Source organism: uncultured Methanobrevibacter sp. (assembly GCF_902771435.1).
GTDB lineage: Archaea > Methanobacteriota > Methanobacteria > Methanobacteriales > Methanobacteriaceae > Methanocatella.
This window is the reverse complement of the sequence record NZ_CACXXB010000003.1, coordinates 107986-122733: the sequence shown is the minus strand read 5'-3', so window position 1 is coordinate 122733 and position 14748 is coordinate 107986. Positions and strand designations below refer to the sequence as shown.

Genomic DNA, 14748 nt, shown 5'->3' with positions numbered 1-14748 from the left:
AGGGCCACCAAATAAAATAGCAATACTTTTACATTCATCTACTTTATGTTTTAATTCATCAAAAATAGAATCAATATAATCTCCATATCTTGTAGTTTCCACAACAAGATCAGGTTTAATTAATTTTAAGCTATTTTTAAGACTCTTATTAGAGGATATTACATTATATCCCCAGTAAACGTCATCTGGTTTATCAGGTGTGACTATTACTTCTTTCTTAGCAATCTTAGTTATCTTAAAGTCAAATATTTTTTTGACAGAAAGTTGCTCTTTACAGAATGCAAGTTTATCCATACCTATATCAACAAAAGTTCCTTTCTTATTTCTCTTTACAGTGAAACCTTGCCTATAATCACCCACGTCTGGCTGATTATTAACAGGATGATGAGGAGTCCTAAGCGGTGGAAGAATTCCAACATGCTTTAGTTCCGGTCTTATAGGGAATGCCTTTTTCCTCAGATATTGAGGGGTATTCATATAGCTCAAAACTTCAGCAATAAAATCTCCATCAAGATCTCCATCTTCATTTTTATCATGATTATCATTATAAATAACCACATTATCTGCTTGAAAAATAGCTAAAGCTCTTCCTAAAATCCCGACTTTATAAGTACGAATTTTAAGGTCTTTAGACTCAGAAAGAAATGAATTTGGAATAAATATAGATAGCTCATCTTTATACATTACTAAACAATATGTTAAGCAAAGTATATAAAGATTACCCTACATTTATATAGCTATCACTAAATAGACTTACACATTTACAAAATATTATATCAATTATAATATCCGTAGCTTCTTTTTATGCTACCAACTTTTTTATACTCAGAGAATATATTAATATAAAATATGTAACAACCCCTATATAAAGGTATTGTTTCAGGTTATAAAAAAATAAAAAAAATACAAATTAAAAGAAAATTAAAAATCAAATAACGCTCTAAATACAATAACATTAACATCTTGTTTTTCTTTGGTGTGAAACTCATAAATCTTCGGAATTGGGAAATTGTATCTGAATATATGAGTGATATTCAAACCGTTATTCTGATAAAAATCAATTAGGAATTCCTCTGTTGATGCCATATGAAATGAATATAAAACGCTGGCTTCGAGTTGACATGCCTTTTTTACAAAATTCAAATCAACCCCAGTTTTTGCTTTCCTTTGAGATCCGAAAGGGGGATTTTGGATTATTGTATCTGCTTTAAAGGCACCATCATAATCACAGACATCACTTAAAACATACTCTACATTGTCCAGCTCCAGTTTCTCTGAAGTCTGGCTGGCCAGTCTGATGGATTCCTCATCCACATCCACACCACATGCTGAATTTGCACCCATTAACGCAGATGCAATTGTAAAAATACCGCTGCCGCAGCCCAAATCAAGAACATTTCTATTTTCAATGTCTCCAAGGGAATTTGCATTCCAAATCAAATCTGCAGAAATTATTGCAGGGGTTGTATACTGTTCAAGGCCAACCTTGGGATTTGGGTGAGGTGGAATTGACTGAAGTTTCATTTCCAAATGCCTTTTTTTATTAATTTTTTTCATAGAAAATCAACATATTTAATAATTATTTATTATATAATATTATATTAGTATAAAAAAATTACTTTGAGGTTTTCACATGTTTGAAAAAGTATTAATTGCAAATAGAGGAGAAATCGCAATAAGAGTTATGCGTGCATGTAACGAACTTGGAATCACCACAGCCGCAATCTATTCTGATGCCGATAAAACTTCTTTATATACAAAATACGCTGATGAAAGTTATCCTTTAGGAAACCCTTCACCGGCAAAATCTTATTTGAATATAGAAAAAATTATAGGCATTGCAAAAGACTGTGGAGCAGATGCGATACACCCAGGTTACGGATTTTTAGCTGAAAATGCCAAACTTGGAGAAGAATGTGAAAAAAATGGAATTAAACTTATAGGTCCTACAGGGGACGCAATTAACAAAATGGGAGATAAAATTACATCAAAAGCTCTCATGAAAAAAGCAGGAGTTCCTGTTATTGAAGGTACACCTGAAGGAATCACCGATGTTGAAGAAGCGAAAGAAATTGCAGCCCAAATTGGATATCCTGTAATTGTAAAAGCTTCAGCAGGAGGTGGAGGAATAGGTATGCGTGCAGTTTACAGTGAAGAGGAACTTGTAAACGCAATTGAAACCACCCAATCTGTTGCAGCTACAAACTTCGGAGATTCAACAGTATTTATTGAAAAATATCTTGAAAAACCACGTCACATTGAATTCCAGCTTTTAGCTGACGAACACGGAAACGTAATCCATGTTGCAGACAGGGAATGTTCCATTCAAAGAAGACATCAAAAGCTTCTCGAAGAGGCACCATCCCCAATCATGACAGATGAGCTTAGGGAACAAATGGGAGGCAGTGCGGTTAAAGCTGCAGAATATATCGGATATAAAAGTGCAGGTACCGTTGAATTCCTATATGACAATGGAGACTACTATTTCCTTGAAATGAACACACGTATACAAGTGGAACACCCTATTACAGAACTCATTACAAACACTGATTTGATTAAAGAACAGATTAAAATTGCAGCAGGTGAAGAGCTGACCTACCAACAAAGTGACATTACTGTTTCAGGACATGCAATTGAATGTCGTATCAATGCAGAAGACCCATTGAATGACTTTGCACCAAACCCTGGAAGAATTACAGGTTACAGATCACCGGGAGGACCTGGTGTACGTTTAGACAGTGGAGTTTACATGAACTATACCATTCCTACCTTTTACGATTCAATGATTTCCAAACTCATTACATACGGAAGAAACAGGGAAGATGCAATCACCAAAATGCAAAGGGCATTAAGAGAATACGTCATTTTGGGTGTTAAAACCACCATTCCATTCCATAAGGCCGTTTTGAAAAATGCAAATTTCCTTTCCGGAGACTTGAATACACACTTCATTGACCAAAACAAAAAGGACATTGATGTTGAAATGGTAAACGTTATTGAAGAGGATGCGGAATACGTAAACAAACTAAAATCAACTTTCATGCCTAGTAAAAAAATTGCTGCAATTTCAGCTGCAGTAGGATCCTATCAAAATGCTGTAAAACACCAGCATGATATGAAAAGACAAAAAAAGAATAAGTAACTTTGGAGATTAATAAATGCGAGAAGAAATTATTAAGCTATTGGAAAGAGAGAATAAACTTTCTGATGATGCTCTCAGTGAAATAAAAAGCATTAAAATCGATGATTTTTCAAATATAGTAAAGGAAGTCGGAAATGAAGAAACCGACTATATCAAAAAATCTGAAATTCAGAAAGATTTGAACACACAATACATCGGTAAAGAGTTATACGTCTTCAAAGAAGTTGCTTCAACAAATACCGTTGCCAAATTTCTATCAATGCACAATGTTGCAAACGGAACTGTGGTAATCTCTGAAAAGCAGACAAAAGCAAAGGGCAGATCCGGAAAATCATGGGAATCCCCATTGGGAGGAGTCTGGTTATCAATTATATTAAAACCGAATGTGGACCAGTCCAAATTCCCGATGATTACACTGGCCACCGGAGTGGCGGTTGCAAAAACTCTTGAAAAAATTGGTGTTGAAGAGCCTGAAATCAAATGGCCTAATGACATAATTATTAACGACAAAAAAGTCTGTGGAATCCTAACAGAAGCCATTGCAAAATTCAATACTGTTGAAAATGTCATTATAGGAGTGGGAATTGATGCAAATTTAGATGTGTCACAATTCCCTGAAGAGTTACAGGCTGGTACAACAACCCTTAAAGAAGAGCTTAAACGAGAAGGCAATGAAAACCTCTTAATTAAGATATTCCTGGAGGAATTCGAAAAAATAAGTGAACTTTTCAATCATGAGGGATATGAAGTTATCCTCAAAGAATGGAGAAAACGTTCATACTCCATCGGAAAAATAGTTGAAGTAAGAGAACCATTCAATACATATTATGACGGTTATGTTGTAGGTATTAATAAAGAAGGAGCTCTTATTGTTGAAAAAATTGATGGAACCTTGAAAAAAGTAATTTCCGGAGAATGTATTATCAAAAACTAAAATACAATCTCCCTACATTCATCTTCATTAATAACTACTTCCTGTAGCTTATTAAATGAAGATTCTATTTTTTTACATAAATCATTTAAATCAAGATTAAATGCATCATTAGTTGATAAATCAAAACGTATTGTAGCAGATGCACCGGGCATTGAAACTGCAGGAATAGTGATTATTCCATAATCTTTCAATAAAATAAATGAAAATACAAACGCCACATCCTTATCGGACAAATAATGTTCGACTGAAATCTCATCGGCCAAACCTTCAGGTGAGATCATAACTCCCGTAGGAGTAGTTTCAAAATTATCAAATTTTTCACTCAACAGGCCGAATAATTCATCTTTTCTTGAAAAACTGTTTATCAGATTATCTTCATCGAAATGCTTAATGCCATTTACCATTGCAAGAACGGCCGGAGGTTGTGCTTCAAGACCGAACTGATTGACCTTGACCTTAATTTCATCAATTAAATCTTCACGACCTGCCATAAGCCCCCCTCTTGGGCCAGGCATTAATTTATCAGTACTGGTGATTGCAATATCAGCACCCAAATCACATGCTTTCGGCTGATTAAATACGACAGTCCTTAGTCTAGCTCCAGATGCATCATCAACCATGACGGGGATATTTCTTTCATGAGCCATTTCAATAACTTTTCTAAACTCATCTTCATCAATCACCTTATGATCCATGGTAGAACCGGTCACAACAACCAATGAAGTACCTTCAGGTATTGAAAATTCGTCAAAAACATCTGTTTCAAAGTAATTTGCTCCAACCAAATTACAGCTTCTTGGAATTGACGGATGAGCAGGCAGCTCGGCCAAATAATGAACCACGTTAGAACCCTTACTTACCAATGTCAAAATAGTGGCCAATATTCCGGAAGAAGTCCTATTTAACGGAATGACTTTTTCTCCACCCATATGCTCTATTCCCACTTCCTGAAGTTCCTGTTCAAAAATTGCAGGTCCGACATAGGTTTCCAAAAGACTGATTTGTGAAGGTGATGCAATAAATCCCCCAGATAATCCTGTCAAATCGAATAGGGCTGACCTTCCTTTATTTTCAATCAAATCCTTAATTATAAAAAGAGCCTTTTCTCTTTTTTTAACTTCATCTAAAGAGCTACTGACTATCATCTAATCGGAATCGTCAAATTGTAATTTGAAATCTTCAAAAAATTCTAAAATAGATTTTAATTGTTTTTCCTTAACAGGAACAGTTGTATATTCCTCTTCCTCAGGTATTCCGTAGAAATAATCTGCAAATAAAACTTTACCGTCAGGACTGGTAATGAATGTAAAACCGTCTGAAAGAGCATCAGGATTCTTGTTGTGGAATTCCACTTCAAAAGAAACACCGAATTTTTCTGAAAACTTAGCTTTTTCCTCAGGTTCCCTGTTACATTTTCTAATTTTTGTCATTCTTGTTTTCAATTTTTTTTCTGCTAATACGTTTATATCGTCAGCCATAATTACACTTCCATAAATTCTTATAAAAATAATGTAAATTAAAATATACTATAAATTAAATTATATATAAGCATTTAGATTAATTTTAAAATCAGTCATATAAACTATTACCATGACTGTCCATTGCCACTATAAGAGGGCCAAAATCTTTAACTTTTAAATTCCACATTGCTTCAGGCATTCCCAAGTCCAGCCAGTCCACACTTTCAATTTCCTCAACTGCATCAACATATAATGCTGCACAGCCTCCGGTTGCCACGACATAAATTGCCTCATTTCTGACTAAGGCCTCACGAACGGTATCATCCATACCGCCTTTTCCGATGACAATTTTAGGACCCATATCCAGAACATCACTTTGGTAGGGATTCATCCTCATTGAAGTTGTAGGGCCGACAGCAACCATCTCATATTCATCATCTTTTTTGGAAATGATTGGTCCTGCATGGAATAAGACCGCACCTTCAATATCCAATGGAGCTCCTTGCTCTAGCAAACGTTTATGAGCCTGATCCCTTGCAGTTAAAATATTACCAGTTAAATAAACTACATCCCCCGCATTTAATTCAGATAAATTTTCATCTTTAATTGGAACATTCAATTTTCTTTCCATTTTTACACCTTGATATAATACATCATTTTAATTAAAAAAAATATTGAGTATATCAATATATAAAATTTTTAGATTAAATAAATTTAATGGGTGAAAAAAATTTATTATAATGAGAAGGTTTTAATTTGAAAAAATATAACCCTAAAAAGACACTTTTTTAACTACATATGATAAATTAATTATTAACGATTATGATGATTTTGAGAAAAATGATTAAAAGGAGACAACTATGGAATATGTAACATTCGACCCTCAAATTCATGATGTAAATAAAATTGCAACATTAAAGTATAACGTAGACTTTAGGACTTATGATAAGCTTTTTGATTCAAAAGAAAAGGCTATTGCAGCTCTTGGAAAAAATCTAAAAAAGGACGAATGCATCATGGTAATTTATGATAACAAAAACATTGTTGGAATGTTGATTGCATATACCCATGATAAACAACCCAAAACTCATTTTAACTCCCTTAAACTGTTAATTGTATCCATATGGGATCATTTTGTCATTTGTGACATTAAAAAAGATGATTTATATATCGCAGAATTGGCAATTGATGAAAGTCAAAGGTCCAAAGGTTATGGAACAAAAGTCATAAAAGACGTTATTGATTATGCTCAAAAAAATGGTTATAAAAGAGTTATTTTGGATGCAGATTTCAGAAATCCTAAAGCAAAGGCATTATATGAAAGATTAGGCTTTAAAGTATACAATAAAAAATCTTTTTTAAAAAGAGGCATGTATAATATGGAGTTTAAACTTTCCCCGGAAGACCCATAACCCGCATGAACCATTCATGAATGACGATTGCGATAACCATGAGAAAATTATTACCTTACCACACCAATTCCAGATAGAGTCTTTATTTGAATTTTTATATACTAAAAAATACAATCTTTAATTAACCTTATGATTGCTTTATGTATTTGAAACAGATATGTAGAGTCAAGTGAAAATAAATTATTGCTCGCTAAAATAATGAGGGTATGACCTATGGATAATAATAAAAAAATAATTATAATTGGAATAATAATTCTAATCATTGCGGCAGGCATTATTTTTGTAATGCTGACCTCAGTACAATATGAAAAAATTGATATAACCCCAAATGGAACAACAATAGAAGTTCCCGCCAATCAGACAAAATATAATGGCGATGTTCAGAGTGCCAAAATATGGAATTGGAACAACGGAATATTAGTAACATACAATAACCATGAGGACAAGAATCTTATCAAAGTGAGTGAATTAGGTTTTAATACCCTGAATGATGTAGTAAAAAATGGAGAAAAGCAAAACATAGATGGTTTTACCTGTTATGTGATAAATGCTGATCAATTGTTGGAAGTCCACATTTTTGACATTATTAAAATAAATTATAATGGCAAATTCTATTGCATTCCTTTAGCAAATGAAACCACTCACGACAATATCATGATCTGCTGCAACGACAAGGACATGGCAGTTCACATGGCCAAATCAGTACACTACAAAAATGTTTTTCCGGAAAATAATGATTTAAACAATACCATTTCCACCGTGAAAAACGTGACTGAAGATTTACAGTCAAAAGCAAATAAATATGCAAACAACACTAATTTAAGCAATATCAAATCCACAGTGGAAGAAGAAACTGGACTTGACCTAGATAATGCCAGAAGCACAATTGAGCAATACACCGGAAAGCTGCCGATATAAATGATGAGGAGGGGTGCAATGGAAATCACTAACCAAAAACAAACCCCCAAAAAAAAGAAGCTTAATTGTGTTTATTATTAAATGTTATTTTCTACACAACATAATTTTGTGAAATATATGTAAAAATTTGATAAATTTAATATATTTCTTATGACTAAATTTTATATGAATATTAAAAAAAATGGTAGGATAATTTTTTATGTCAAGTATGAGTAGCGTTGCGGGATTGTCAAAATATATCACAACCTTGCCGGACACCAAATTTTCAATTATTGGAATGATTGTAATTAGTTTTTTGATGGGAAGTATTTCTTATCTGCTTGATTTAACTAACTTCGGCATATTGGCAGACATATTCTATGGTGGACTGTTCGGATTGATGGTTTTCGGATTCACTTCAATTATGAGCGGGGCACTTAATCAGCAGACAATCAGCAGCTTTCATGGAATCAATTTAAAAATTAAACATTCAATGTTCCTGTCCGCCCTTTCAATGACATTCTTATGTTTAGTGATAATTATCGGAGAGATAATAACAAGAATCATAGGAGTGGATTTGTATATAAACTCATTATTGTTCGGATGCGTTTTAATATTCGGATTCAATACATTGGTATTTTGGGCAACCTCCAAGGTAAGATTTGTAATTGCCGCAGGAACCGGTTTGATTCAACCAATATTGATTCTGGCAATGTTTACTCTAGTTAACTTCTTAGGAGCCGATACAAGTTTTATCGGACCTATAATTTTACAGATTACTTTAAAGGCAATTATCGCAGGTATAATATTTGTTTTAGCAATATATGCATTCATCAGAGTTATTGCTTCACCGTTTAAGAAAAACCTGGGAATCGGTGTTCTGGATTTATTGAGTTTATTTATCGCACATATGAATGAAGGATCAAATTCTCTGGAAGGGTTATTCGAAAATATGAGTGAAGCCATTGACACTGTAGTCACTTTCGTCAGCTTTAAAACTGAAGAAGGAATAAAAGCATTATTCATTTCCCCATCAGTCCATCCGGGACCTCTCGGAGATTTGGGAGGATCAAACATGCCAACTATCCTTGCAAATAAATTTGATCACTTTACAATGGTGGCCCATGGCCCTTCAACACATGACTTTAATCCGATTGCAGTTTCTGAAATTGATAAAATCGAAAACACCGTGAAAAAAGGTTTGAAATATGTCCATTATTCACCAGATGCAAGTAAATTTGTAAGATACAATTCTGACAAAGCAAATATTGGAGTGCAATTTTTCAATGATGGTATGATTATATTATCCACATTTGCACCTGAAGCAGTGGATGACATCGAATTTGGTGTTGGCCTGACAATGATGGCTCAAAGCAGAAGCAGATGCCATGTAGAGGACTCAGTCATTGTTGACTGCCATAACTCATTTGCGCCTGAAAGCGGTGAGGTTCTTCCTGGAAATTCCGAAGTGTTCGACTTGATTGACGTTATTGATAAAATCGACCCTGACCAGAAAAAATGTCCAATTAAAATTGGCTGTTGGCAAAACAACATGGATGATTTGGACAAGCAGCAAGGTGTCGGTGAAAGCGGCATAAAAATCATGGTTATTGAAGTTGACAATCAAAAAACAGCTTATGTTCTATTCGATTCAAACAACATGGAAATTGGATTCAGACAGGAAATAATGGATGCCGTGAGCGATTTGGATATTGATGAAATAGAAGTGATGACAACAGATACCCATACCGTAAATACAATATCACGGGGATACAATCCAATTGGAATAGCAAAAAGAGAAAGAATCATTGAATATGTTAGAGCAGGTATTCAGGAAGCGATTAAAGATTTAGAAAAAGTAGAAGTTGGAACTGGAACCGAAAAGATTAAAAATCTTAATACTTTCGGCCCTAACAATTCAACCGAATTGATATCAACAATCAGTTCAGTTGTGGCCGTAAGTAAAATTATAGCTCCAGTTTTGCTTATTACTGCATTATTAATAGTATTTATGTGGATTTTCTTTGGGGGATTATAAGTACATTACAAATAATGTGTATGAAATAACCCAAGTGAAAAAGAACGGTGAAATTCCATCCCATAACCATTGGGAGAATCCGGAAATTTCATCACCAGCTATCTTTTGACAGAATTGGCCGACAAAGTACAAAATGATTAATGCAATGAATCCAGCAAAAATATCATTTTTAAATCCAAGCCAACCTAATGTAAAAGCAGTTGAAATTAAAGCTGCAATAAGACCAAAAATAATATGAATTGTTGTGACTTTAACAGTTGCGTCCATTGATATCCTCCATAATAAATTATATTAATATAATTTTAGTGATTATTATATATTAAAGTATTGATTGAAAAAGGTGTTTACTATGAAAACAATGTCTAATGTAGATATTTATACAATAAGTGATGAATTAAATAATTTATTAAGTGGTGCAAGAGTCGATAAATCATTCCAACCAACTAAAGACATTGTTGTAATGAGATTCCATGTTCCAGGAACTGGTAGAGTGGATTTGGTAATGCAATGCGGCTCCAGAATACATACAAGCCAATATCCTCTTGAAAATCCAACCACCCCACCGACATTTCCAATGCTTTTAAGAAAAAGGATTAAAGGAGCTCATGTGGAAAGCATCAAACAGCATAATTTCGATCGTGTGGTTGAAATTAGAGTTAAAAAAGACAAATATTATACAATCATAGTGGAACTGTTCGATAAAGGAAACATAATCCTTTTGGATGATGAAAATAACATCATTTTGCCATTGAAAAGAAAACACTGGAGCAACAGAGACATAAGTTCCAAAAAGGAATACATATTTCCAGAAGAAAGAGGCATAAATCCGATAACAGTCAGCAATGAAGAATTTAAATTGTTATTTGAGGAGGACAGTGATGTTGTCAGGACCCTTGCAAGAAACGGTTTGGGCAGCCTCTATGCGGAAGAAATCGTTAAAAGAGCAAATGAAATAACAGAAATTGACAAAAATACACCGAACGCCGAATTGAGTGATGAACAACTAAACGGATTATATGAAGGTCTTAGAAACCTGTTTGATAATTTGAAAAATGATTCCGTCAAGCCTCAAATCGTTAAAAATGAATCAAAAGAGGATGTTGTGCCGATTGACCTGATTAAATATGATGATTTTGAAAAGACATATTATTCAAATTTCAATGAAGCCTGTGATGAATTCTATTCCAAAAAAGTAAATACCGGCATAAAAGATATGAAGGAAGCGGCATGGAATAAAAAAGTAAATAAGTTGGAAAAAAGATTGCGTTTACAAGAAGAAACACTTGATAATTTTAACACTACCATCGAAGACTGCCAACATAAAGGAGAGGTTATTTATTCTAATTATCCGACCATCGAAAACATAATTAATGTTGTCAATCAGGCAAGAAGTAAGGACTACTCTTTTAAAGAAATTGGAAAAATCCTAAAAAATGCCAAAAAGGAAGGTATGAATGAAGCTCAAATTTTTGAATCAATCGACAAGATGGGCGTTTTGACATTAGACATTGACAATACAAAGTTAACCATTGATCCGAAATTGCCTATACCTGAAAATGCTGAAAATTACTATGAAAAAGCCAAAAAAGCCAAAAGAAAAACAAAAGGTGCATTAATAGCAATTGAAAATACCAAAAAACAACTTGAAGATGTAAAAGCTAAAAAAGACATAGCCATGGAAAACATATCCACACCTAAAAAGAGGGTTAAGAAAAATCTGAAATGGTATGAGAAGTTAAGATGGTTCTTAAGTTCGGACGACATTTTGGTTGTTGGAGGCCGTGATGCAAACACCAATGAAAGCATTGTAAAAAAATATCTTGACCCAAATGACATTTACTTACATGCTGATATACATGGTGCGTCATCAATTGCAATAAAATTAAATGGCAATGAATTAAATGACAATATCCTTAAAGAATCCGGGGAGTTTGCAGCATCATTTTCATCTGCTTGGTCGTTGGGATTCACATCTCAAGACGTATATTGGGTGCATCCTGACCAAGTTTCAAAAACACCAGAATCAGGTGAGTTTTTAGCGAAAGGGTCATTTGTAATAAGGGGTCATCGCAACTACATCCGAAGCGCAAGAGTGAAACTTGCGATTGGTATTGTGGATTATGAGGGAAAAAGAATAATGGCCGGACCAATCGATGCTCTTGAGGCACACTGTGAAAATTTTGTTGTTCTCAAACCAGGATTTACAAAAAAAGAAGCAATAGCTAAAAAAATTCTTAGTAAAATAAATGAGGATGATTTGTTAACACTCGACGACATCATACGAGTATTGCCATCCGGAAAATGCGATATTGACGAAGAATATCATCAAAGAAAAAAATATGAAAGAAGTTAATCCTGATAATCTTCAGGATTATACTCAAAGTATTCATCTGGATTCATAACCACTACATCAATATTAGGGTTAAACTGACTTACAAAATTGGCAAACACCGCAGGATCCTGTTCTATAGGTGGGAATGTATTGTAATGCATTGGAATAACCACTTTTGGATTTAACCACATTGAAGCAAGTGCTGCTTCGAAAGGACCCATTGTAAATTTATCACCAATCGGAATCATTACGACATCCGGCTTGTAGATATCACCAATAATATCTTTCATATCACCAAATAGGCCAGTATCTCCTGCATGGAATATTTTAGTACCGTCTTCGAAAGTTATTAAAAAGCTTGCGGCAGAACCACCAGGAGTGGTTTCCTCTACAATATCAATGTCAGATGAATGTTTAGCATCAAGCATTGTAAATTTTATATTTCTAAATATGAATGATCCGCCAATATTTACGCCAATGTTTCTAATCCCCTGTTTAGCTAAAAAGAGTGAAATTTCATGAATACAGGCTATTGGTGCATTAGTGCTGTTGGATATTTCTAATGCATCGCCAAAATGATCAGAGTGACCGTGAGTAATTAAAATAATATCCGGGTTTAATTCTTCAACAGGGACCTGGCAGGCAGGATTATTGCTGATAAACGGATCAATTAAAATCTTTACATTATCATCGCTGATAATTTCAAAAGCTGAATGGCCTAACCATCTAATTTCCATTATGCAGCTCCTCCTATAGCATTAATAATGATGCTTTCATCTAAATTAGATGCAATATTCCAAGTTTTTTCAAAATTGGATCTGATATTTGAAATAGAGGTCCTGTCATCATAAATTGCTCCATATTCAAAGTCGTTTTGTCCTTCTGAAATAATGATTGCATGAGAATCATCAGTGATTAAATTAACAGTATGTACTTTAGGAACTGTTTTGATATGCACTCCCTGTTTTAAAAGAGAAGAAATCAAAAACATGTATGATACATCAGAAATATCAAATTCATCAATGATAACTCTGGAATAGATTGTTGGAACGTGAGATAAGAATCTGTCTGACAAATCATTTAATGACGGAATTTCCAGCATGATTTCCTTGTGGACATTAACTGCCAATTCATCAAAAGCTTCCTGTGAAGTTACAACACCATTTTCAGAAATTATATAACTTTTGAGCAAGTTTGGAACAGGTAAACTTTCAGGATTGTTCACATCTATTTTAATATCCCTTGGCTCTGTAATTTCAGGAGCAGCTTTAGTTTGAGTTTCAACATGTTCAGGAATGATAGGTTCCTCCGCCAATACGCGAATAATATCATCAGACTTATCGTTTTCATCCCTGAATTTTGGAATTTCAGTATCGAAATAATCTCCTTCACGTTTTTTAGGAGCTCTAGTGACTTTAATTGGTTTTGAATAATTAGGAGTAAATTCCAATTGTCTATCAAAGTCCACATTAGTTTCTTCCTGAGGAACAACAGTTAAAACAGACTTGGAATAAATATCCTCGTAATCCTCATCATAATCATCCCTTACGAATTGACTTGTGTCATATTCTCCGGATTCCCCATCCAATACCAAATCATCATATCCTGAATCATCATATCCATTATATTCTTTTCTAAGGCTTGGAGGATTATTTTTAGGTTTCCTTTCAAACTTATTAAAAGATGGTTTAGGGATATTTATGGATGGTTTGTTAAAAGATGAATTATTTAAAGAAGATGATTCGAACTCATCTGATGTTAAAAAGTCTTTTAGCATATTTGTAGTCCTATCCGCATTGTACTCTACAAAATAGCTAATTATTAAGATAATTCCGACGATAGAAATTATTAAACCCACTATCAGCAGAATATCTAACATATTATATACACTTGTCTCATATGCTATGAGAATACCAATTACAAATAAAATAAAACCTGAAACTAATTTTATAGTATTTCCCATGTTTTCACCCTTAGTATTTTTAATCACTCTATATTTTAACTAATATAGATTATCTACAACACCATTTATAAAGTTAATGGAAAAAAAGGGCAAAAAAACGAGAAAAAAATATAAAGTAATACTTTTTTATGAAATAGTAATATTAATATAGAAAAAAATACAATATTAATTTGGTGAAAACTATGAAAGATATGAAATTATTCATCAATGAAAATTCAGGTCAAGGAGCGGCAGAATACATTCTCCTGTTCGGAGGCGTTATTGTAATCGCCCTGCTTGCACTGACCATATACAGATCATATATGGACACCAGTGACAGAAGTTTAAAAGCAAAAGACGACATCATCGATGTCAGGAACACAATTCTTGACAACAGAACCCATGTATAGACAAAAATTGGATAACAAAGGACAGGGAAGCGCAGAACTGATCCTGATAATAGGAGGATTATTAATAATAGTGCTTTTTGTCGGAAGTTATCTGTCAAATATAACTCAAAAAACTCAAACAAGTATCAATAACTTGTTAAAAAAAGAAAGAGATTATATATTAAATAAAATTTGAAAATGG

16 protein-coding genes are annotated in these 14748 nt (G+C 33.7%); 8 read left to right on the top strand and 8 right to left on the bottom strand.

Annotation, left to right across the window (positions count from 1 at the left end; genetic code table 11):
* Together QZU83_RS01700 and QZU83_RS01695 are read right to left on the bottom strand one after the other, a co-directional pair.
* Nucleotides 1-684: putative RNA uridine N3 methyltransferase (locus QZU83_RS01700; protein WP_295609225.1), on the bottom strand; the 684-nt coding region annotated here is incomplete at its 3' end.
* Nucleotides 685-921: 237 nt separating this feature from the next.
* Nucleotides 922-1557, bottom strand: coding sequence for an METTL5 family protein (locus QZU83_RS01695; RefSeq protein WP_295609224.1), 636 nt, complete (start codon nt 1555-1557; stop codon nt 922-924).
* Between the two features lie 76 nt (nt 1558-1633).
* On the opposite strand from QZU83_RS01695, the gene QZU83_RS01690 reads away from it, so the two are divergent.
* Both QZU83_RS01690 and QZU83_RS01685 read left to right on the top strand, forming a co-directional pair.
* Entirely contained in the window at nt 1634-3142 is a 1509-nt protein-coding gene (locus tag QZU83_RS01690) for an acetyl-CoA carboxylase biotin carboxylase subunit (RefSeq protein ID WP_295609223.1), read from the top strand.
* A gap of 16 nt (nt 3143-3158) precedes the next feature.
* Complete coding sequence (locus tag QZU83_RS01685) at nt 3159-4076, top strand: biotin--[acetyl-CoA-carboxylase] ligase (RefSeq protein WP_295609222.1); 918 nt, start codon at nt 3159-3161, stop codon at nt 4074-4076.
* On the opposite strand, the gene QZU83_RS01680 is transcribed toward QZU83_RS01685, so the two are convergent.
* The 3 genes from QZU83_RS01680 to QZU83_RS01670 all read right to left on the bottom strand — a co-directional run bounded on the left by QZU83_RS01680 (nt 4073) and on the right by QZU83_RS01670 (nt 6167).
* The gene (locus tag QZU83_RS01680) at nt 4073-5221 is read right to left on the bottom strand and encodes a TIGR03576 family pyridoxal phosphate-dependent enzyme (protein ID WP_295609221.1); all 1149 of its coding nucleotides are present in this window, start codon (nt 5219-5221) and stop codon (nt 4073-4075) included. The two genes, QZU83_RS01685 and QZU83_RS01680, sit on opposite strands and share 4 nt — an antisense overlap.
* Entirely contained in the window at nt 5222-5554 is a 333-nt protein-coding gene (locus QZU83_RS01675) for a hypothetical protein (protein WP_295609220.1), read from the bottom strand.
* A gap of 91 nt (nt 5555-5645) precedes the next feature.
* Nucleotides 5646-6167, bottom strand: a complete 522-nt coding sequence (locus QZU83_RS01670) for a FumA C-terminus/TtdB family hydratase beta subunit (protein WP_295609219.1) — start codon at nt 6165-6167, stop codon at nt 5646-5648.
* Between the two features lie 229 nt (nt 6168-6396).
* On the opposite strand from QZU83_RS01670, the gene QZU83_RS01665 reads away from it, so the two are divergent.
* The 3 genes from QZU83_RS01665 to QZU83_RS01655 all read left to right on the top strand — a co-directional run bounded on the left by QZU83_RS01665 (nt 6397) and on the right by QZU83_RS01655 (nt 9883).
* Nucleotides 6397-6948 (top strand): N-acetyltransferase, encoded by a 552-nt coding sequence (locus QZU83_RS01665; protein WP_295609218.1) that lies wholly within the window; start codon nt 6397-6399, stop codon nt 6946-6948.
* A gap of 213 nt (nt 6949-7161) precedes the next feature.
* Nucleotides 7162-7866 carry a hypothetical protein gene (locus QZU83_RS01660; RefSeq protein WP_295609217.1) on the top strand — a complete coding sequence of 235 codons (705 nt, stop codon included), beginning with the start codon at nt 7162-7164 and terminating at the stop codon, nt 7864-7866.
* A 199-nt stretch (nt 7867-8065) separates the two neighbouring features.
* Nucleotides 8066-9883: a DUF2070 family protein gene (locus tag QZU83_RS01655; RefSeq protein WP_295609216.1), complete on the top strand. Its 1818-nt coding sequence runs from the start codon at nt 8066-8068 to the stop codon at nt 9881-9883.
* Here the strand turns inward: QZU83_RS01655 and QZU83_RS01650 are convergent.
* A complete protein-coding gene (locus tag QZU83_RS01650) occupies nt 9878-10150 on the bottom strand; it encodes a hypothetical protein (protein ID WP_295609215.1) in 273 nt (90 codons plus the stop codon). The two genes, QZU83_RS01655 and QZU83_RS01650, sit on opposite strands and share 6 nt — an antisense overlap.
* An 82-nt stretch (nt 10151-10232) precedes the next feature.
* On the opposite strand from QZU83_RS01650, the gene rqcH reads away from it, so the two are divergent.
* Nucleotides 10233-12236, top strand: coding sequence for a ribosome rescue protein RqcH (rqcH, locus tag QZU83_RS01645; protein WP_295609214.1), 2004 nt, complete (start codon nt 10233-10235; stop codon nt 12234-12236).
* Here rqcH and QZU83_RS01640 read toward each other — a convergent pair.
* Together QZU83_RS01640 and QZU83_RS01635 are read right to left on the bottom strand one after the other, a co-directional pair.
* On the bottom strand, nt 12233-12952 hold the full coding sequence (locus QZU83_RS01640; protein ID WP_295609213.1) for a metal-dependent hydrolase: 720 nt from the start codon (nt 12950-12952) through the stop codon (nt 12233-12235). The genes rqcH and QZU83_RS01640 overlap by 4 nt on opposite strands.
* A complete protein-coding gene (locus QZU83_RS01635) occupies nt 12952-14178 on the bottom strand; it encodes a hypothetical protein (protein ID WP_295609212.1) in 1227 nt (408 codons plus the stop codon). Before QZU83_RS01635 ends, QZU83_RS01640 begins: the two co-directional genes overlap by 1 nt.
* A gap of 182 nt (nt 14179-14360) precedes the next feature.
* Here QZU83_RS01635 and QZU83_RS01630 point away from each other — a divergent pair, with 182 nt between their 5' ends.
* Both QZU83_RS01630 and QZU83_RS01625 read left to right on the top strand, forming a co-directional pair.
* The gene (locus QZU83_RS01630; protein ID WP_295609211.1) at nt 14361-14567 is read left to right on the top strand and encodes a class III signal peptide-containing protein; all 207 of its coding nucleotides are present in this window, start codon (nt 14361-14363) and stop codon (nt 14565-14567) included.
* Entirely contained in the window at nt 14527-14742 is a 216-nt protein-coding gene (locus QZU83_RS01625) for a class III signal peptide-containing protein (protein WP_366925370.1), read from the top strand. The genes QZU83_RS01630 and QZU83_RS01625 overlap by 41 nt, the downstream gene beginning before the upstream one ends.
* Nucleotides 14743-14748 lie beyond the last annotated feature (6 nt).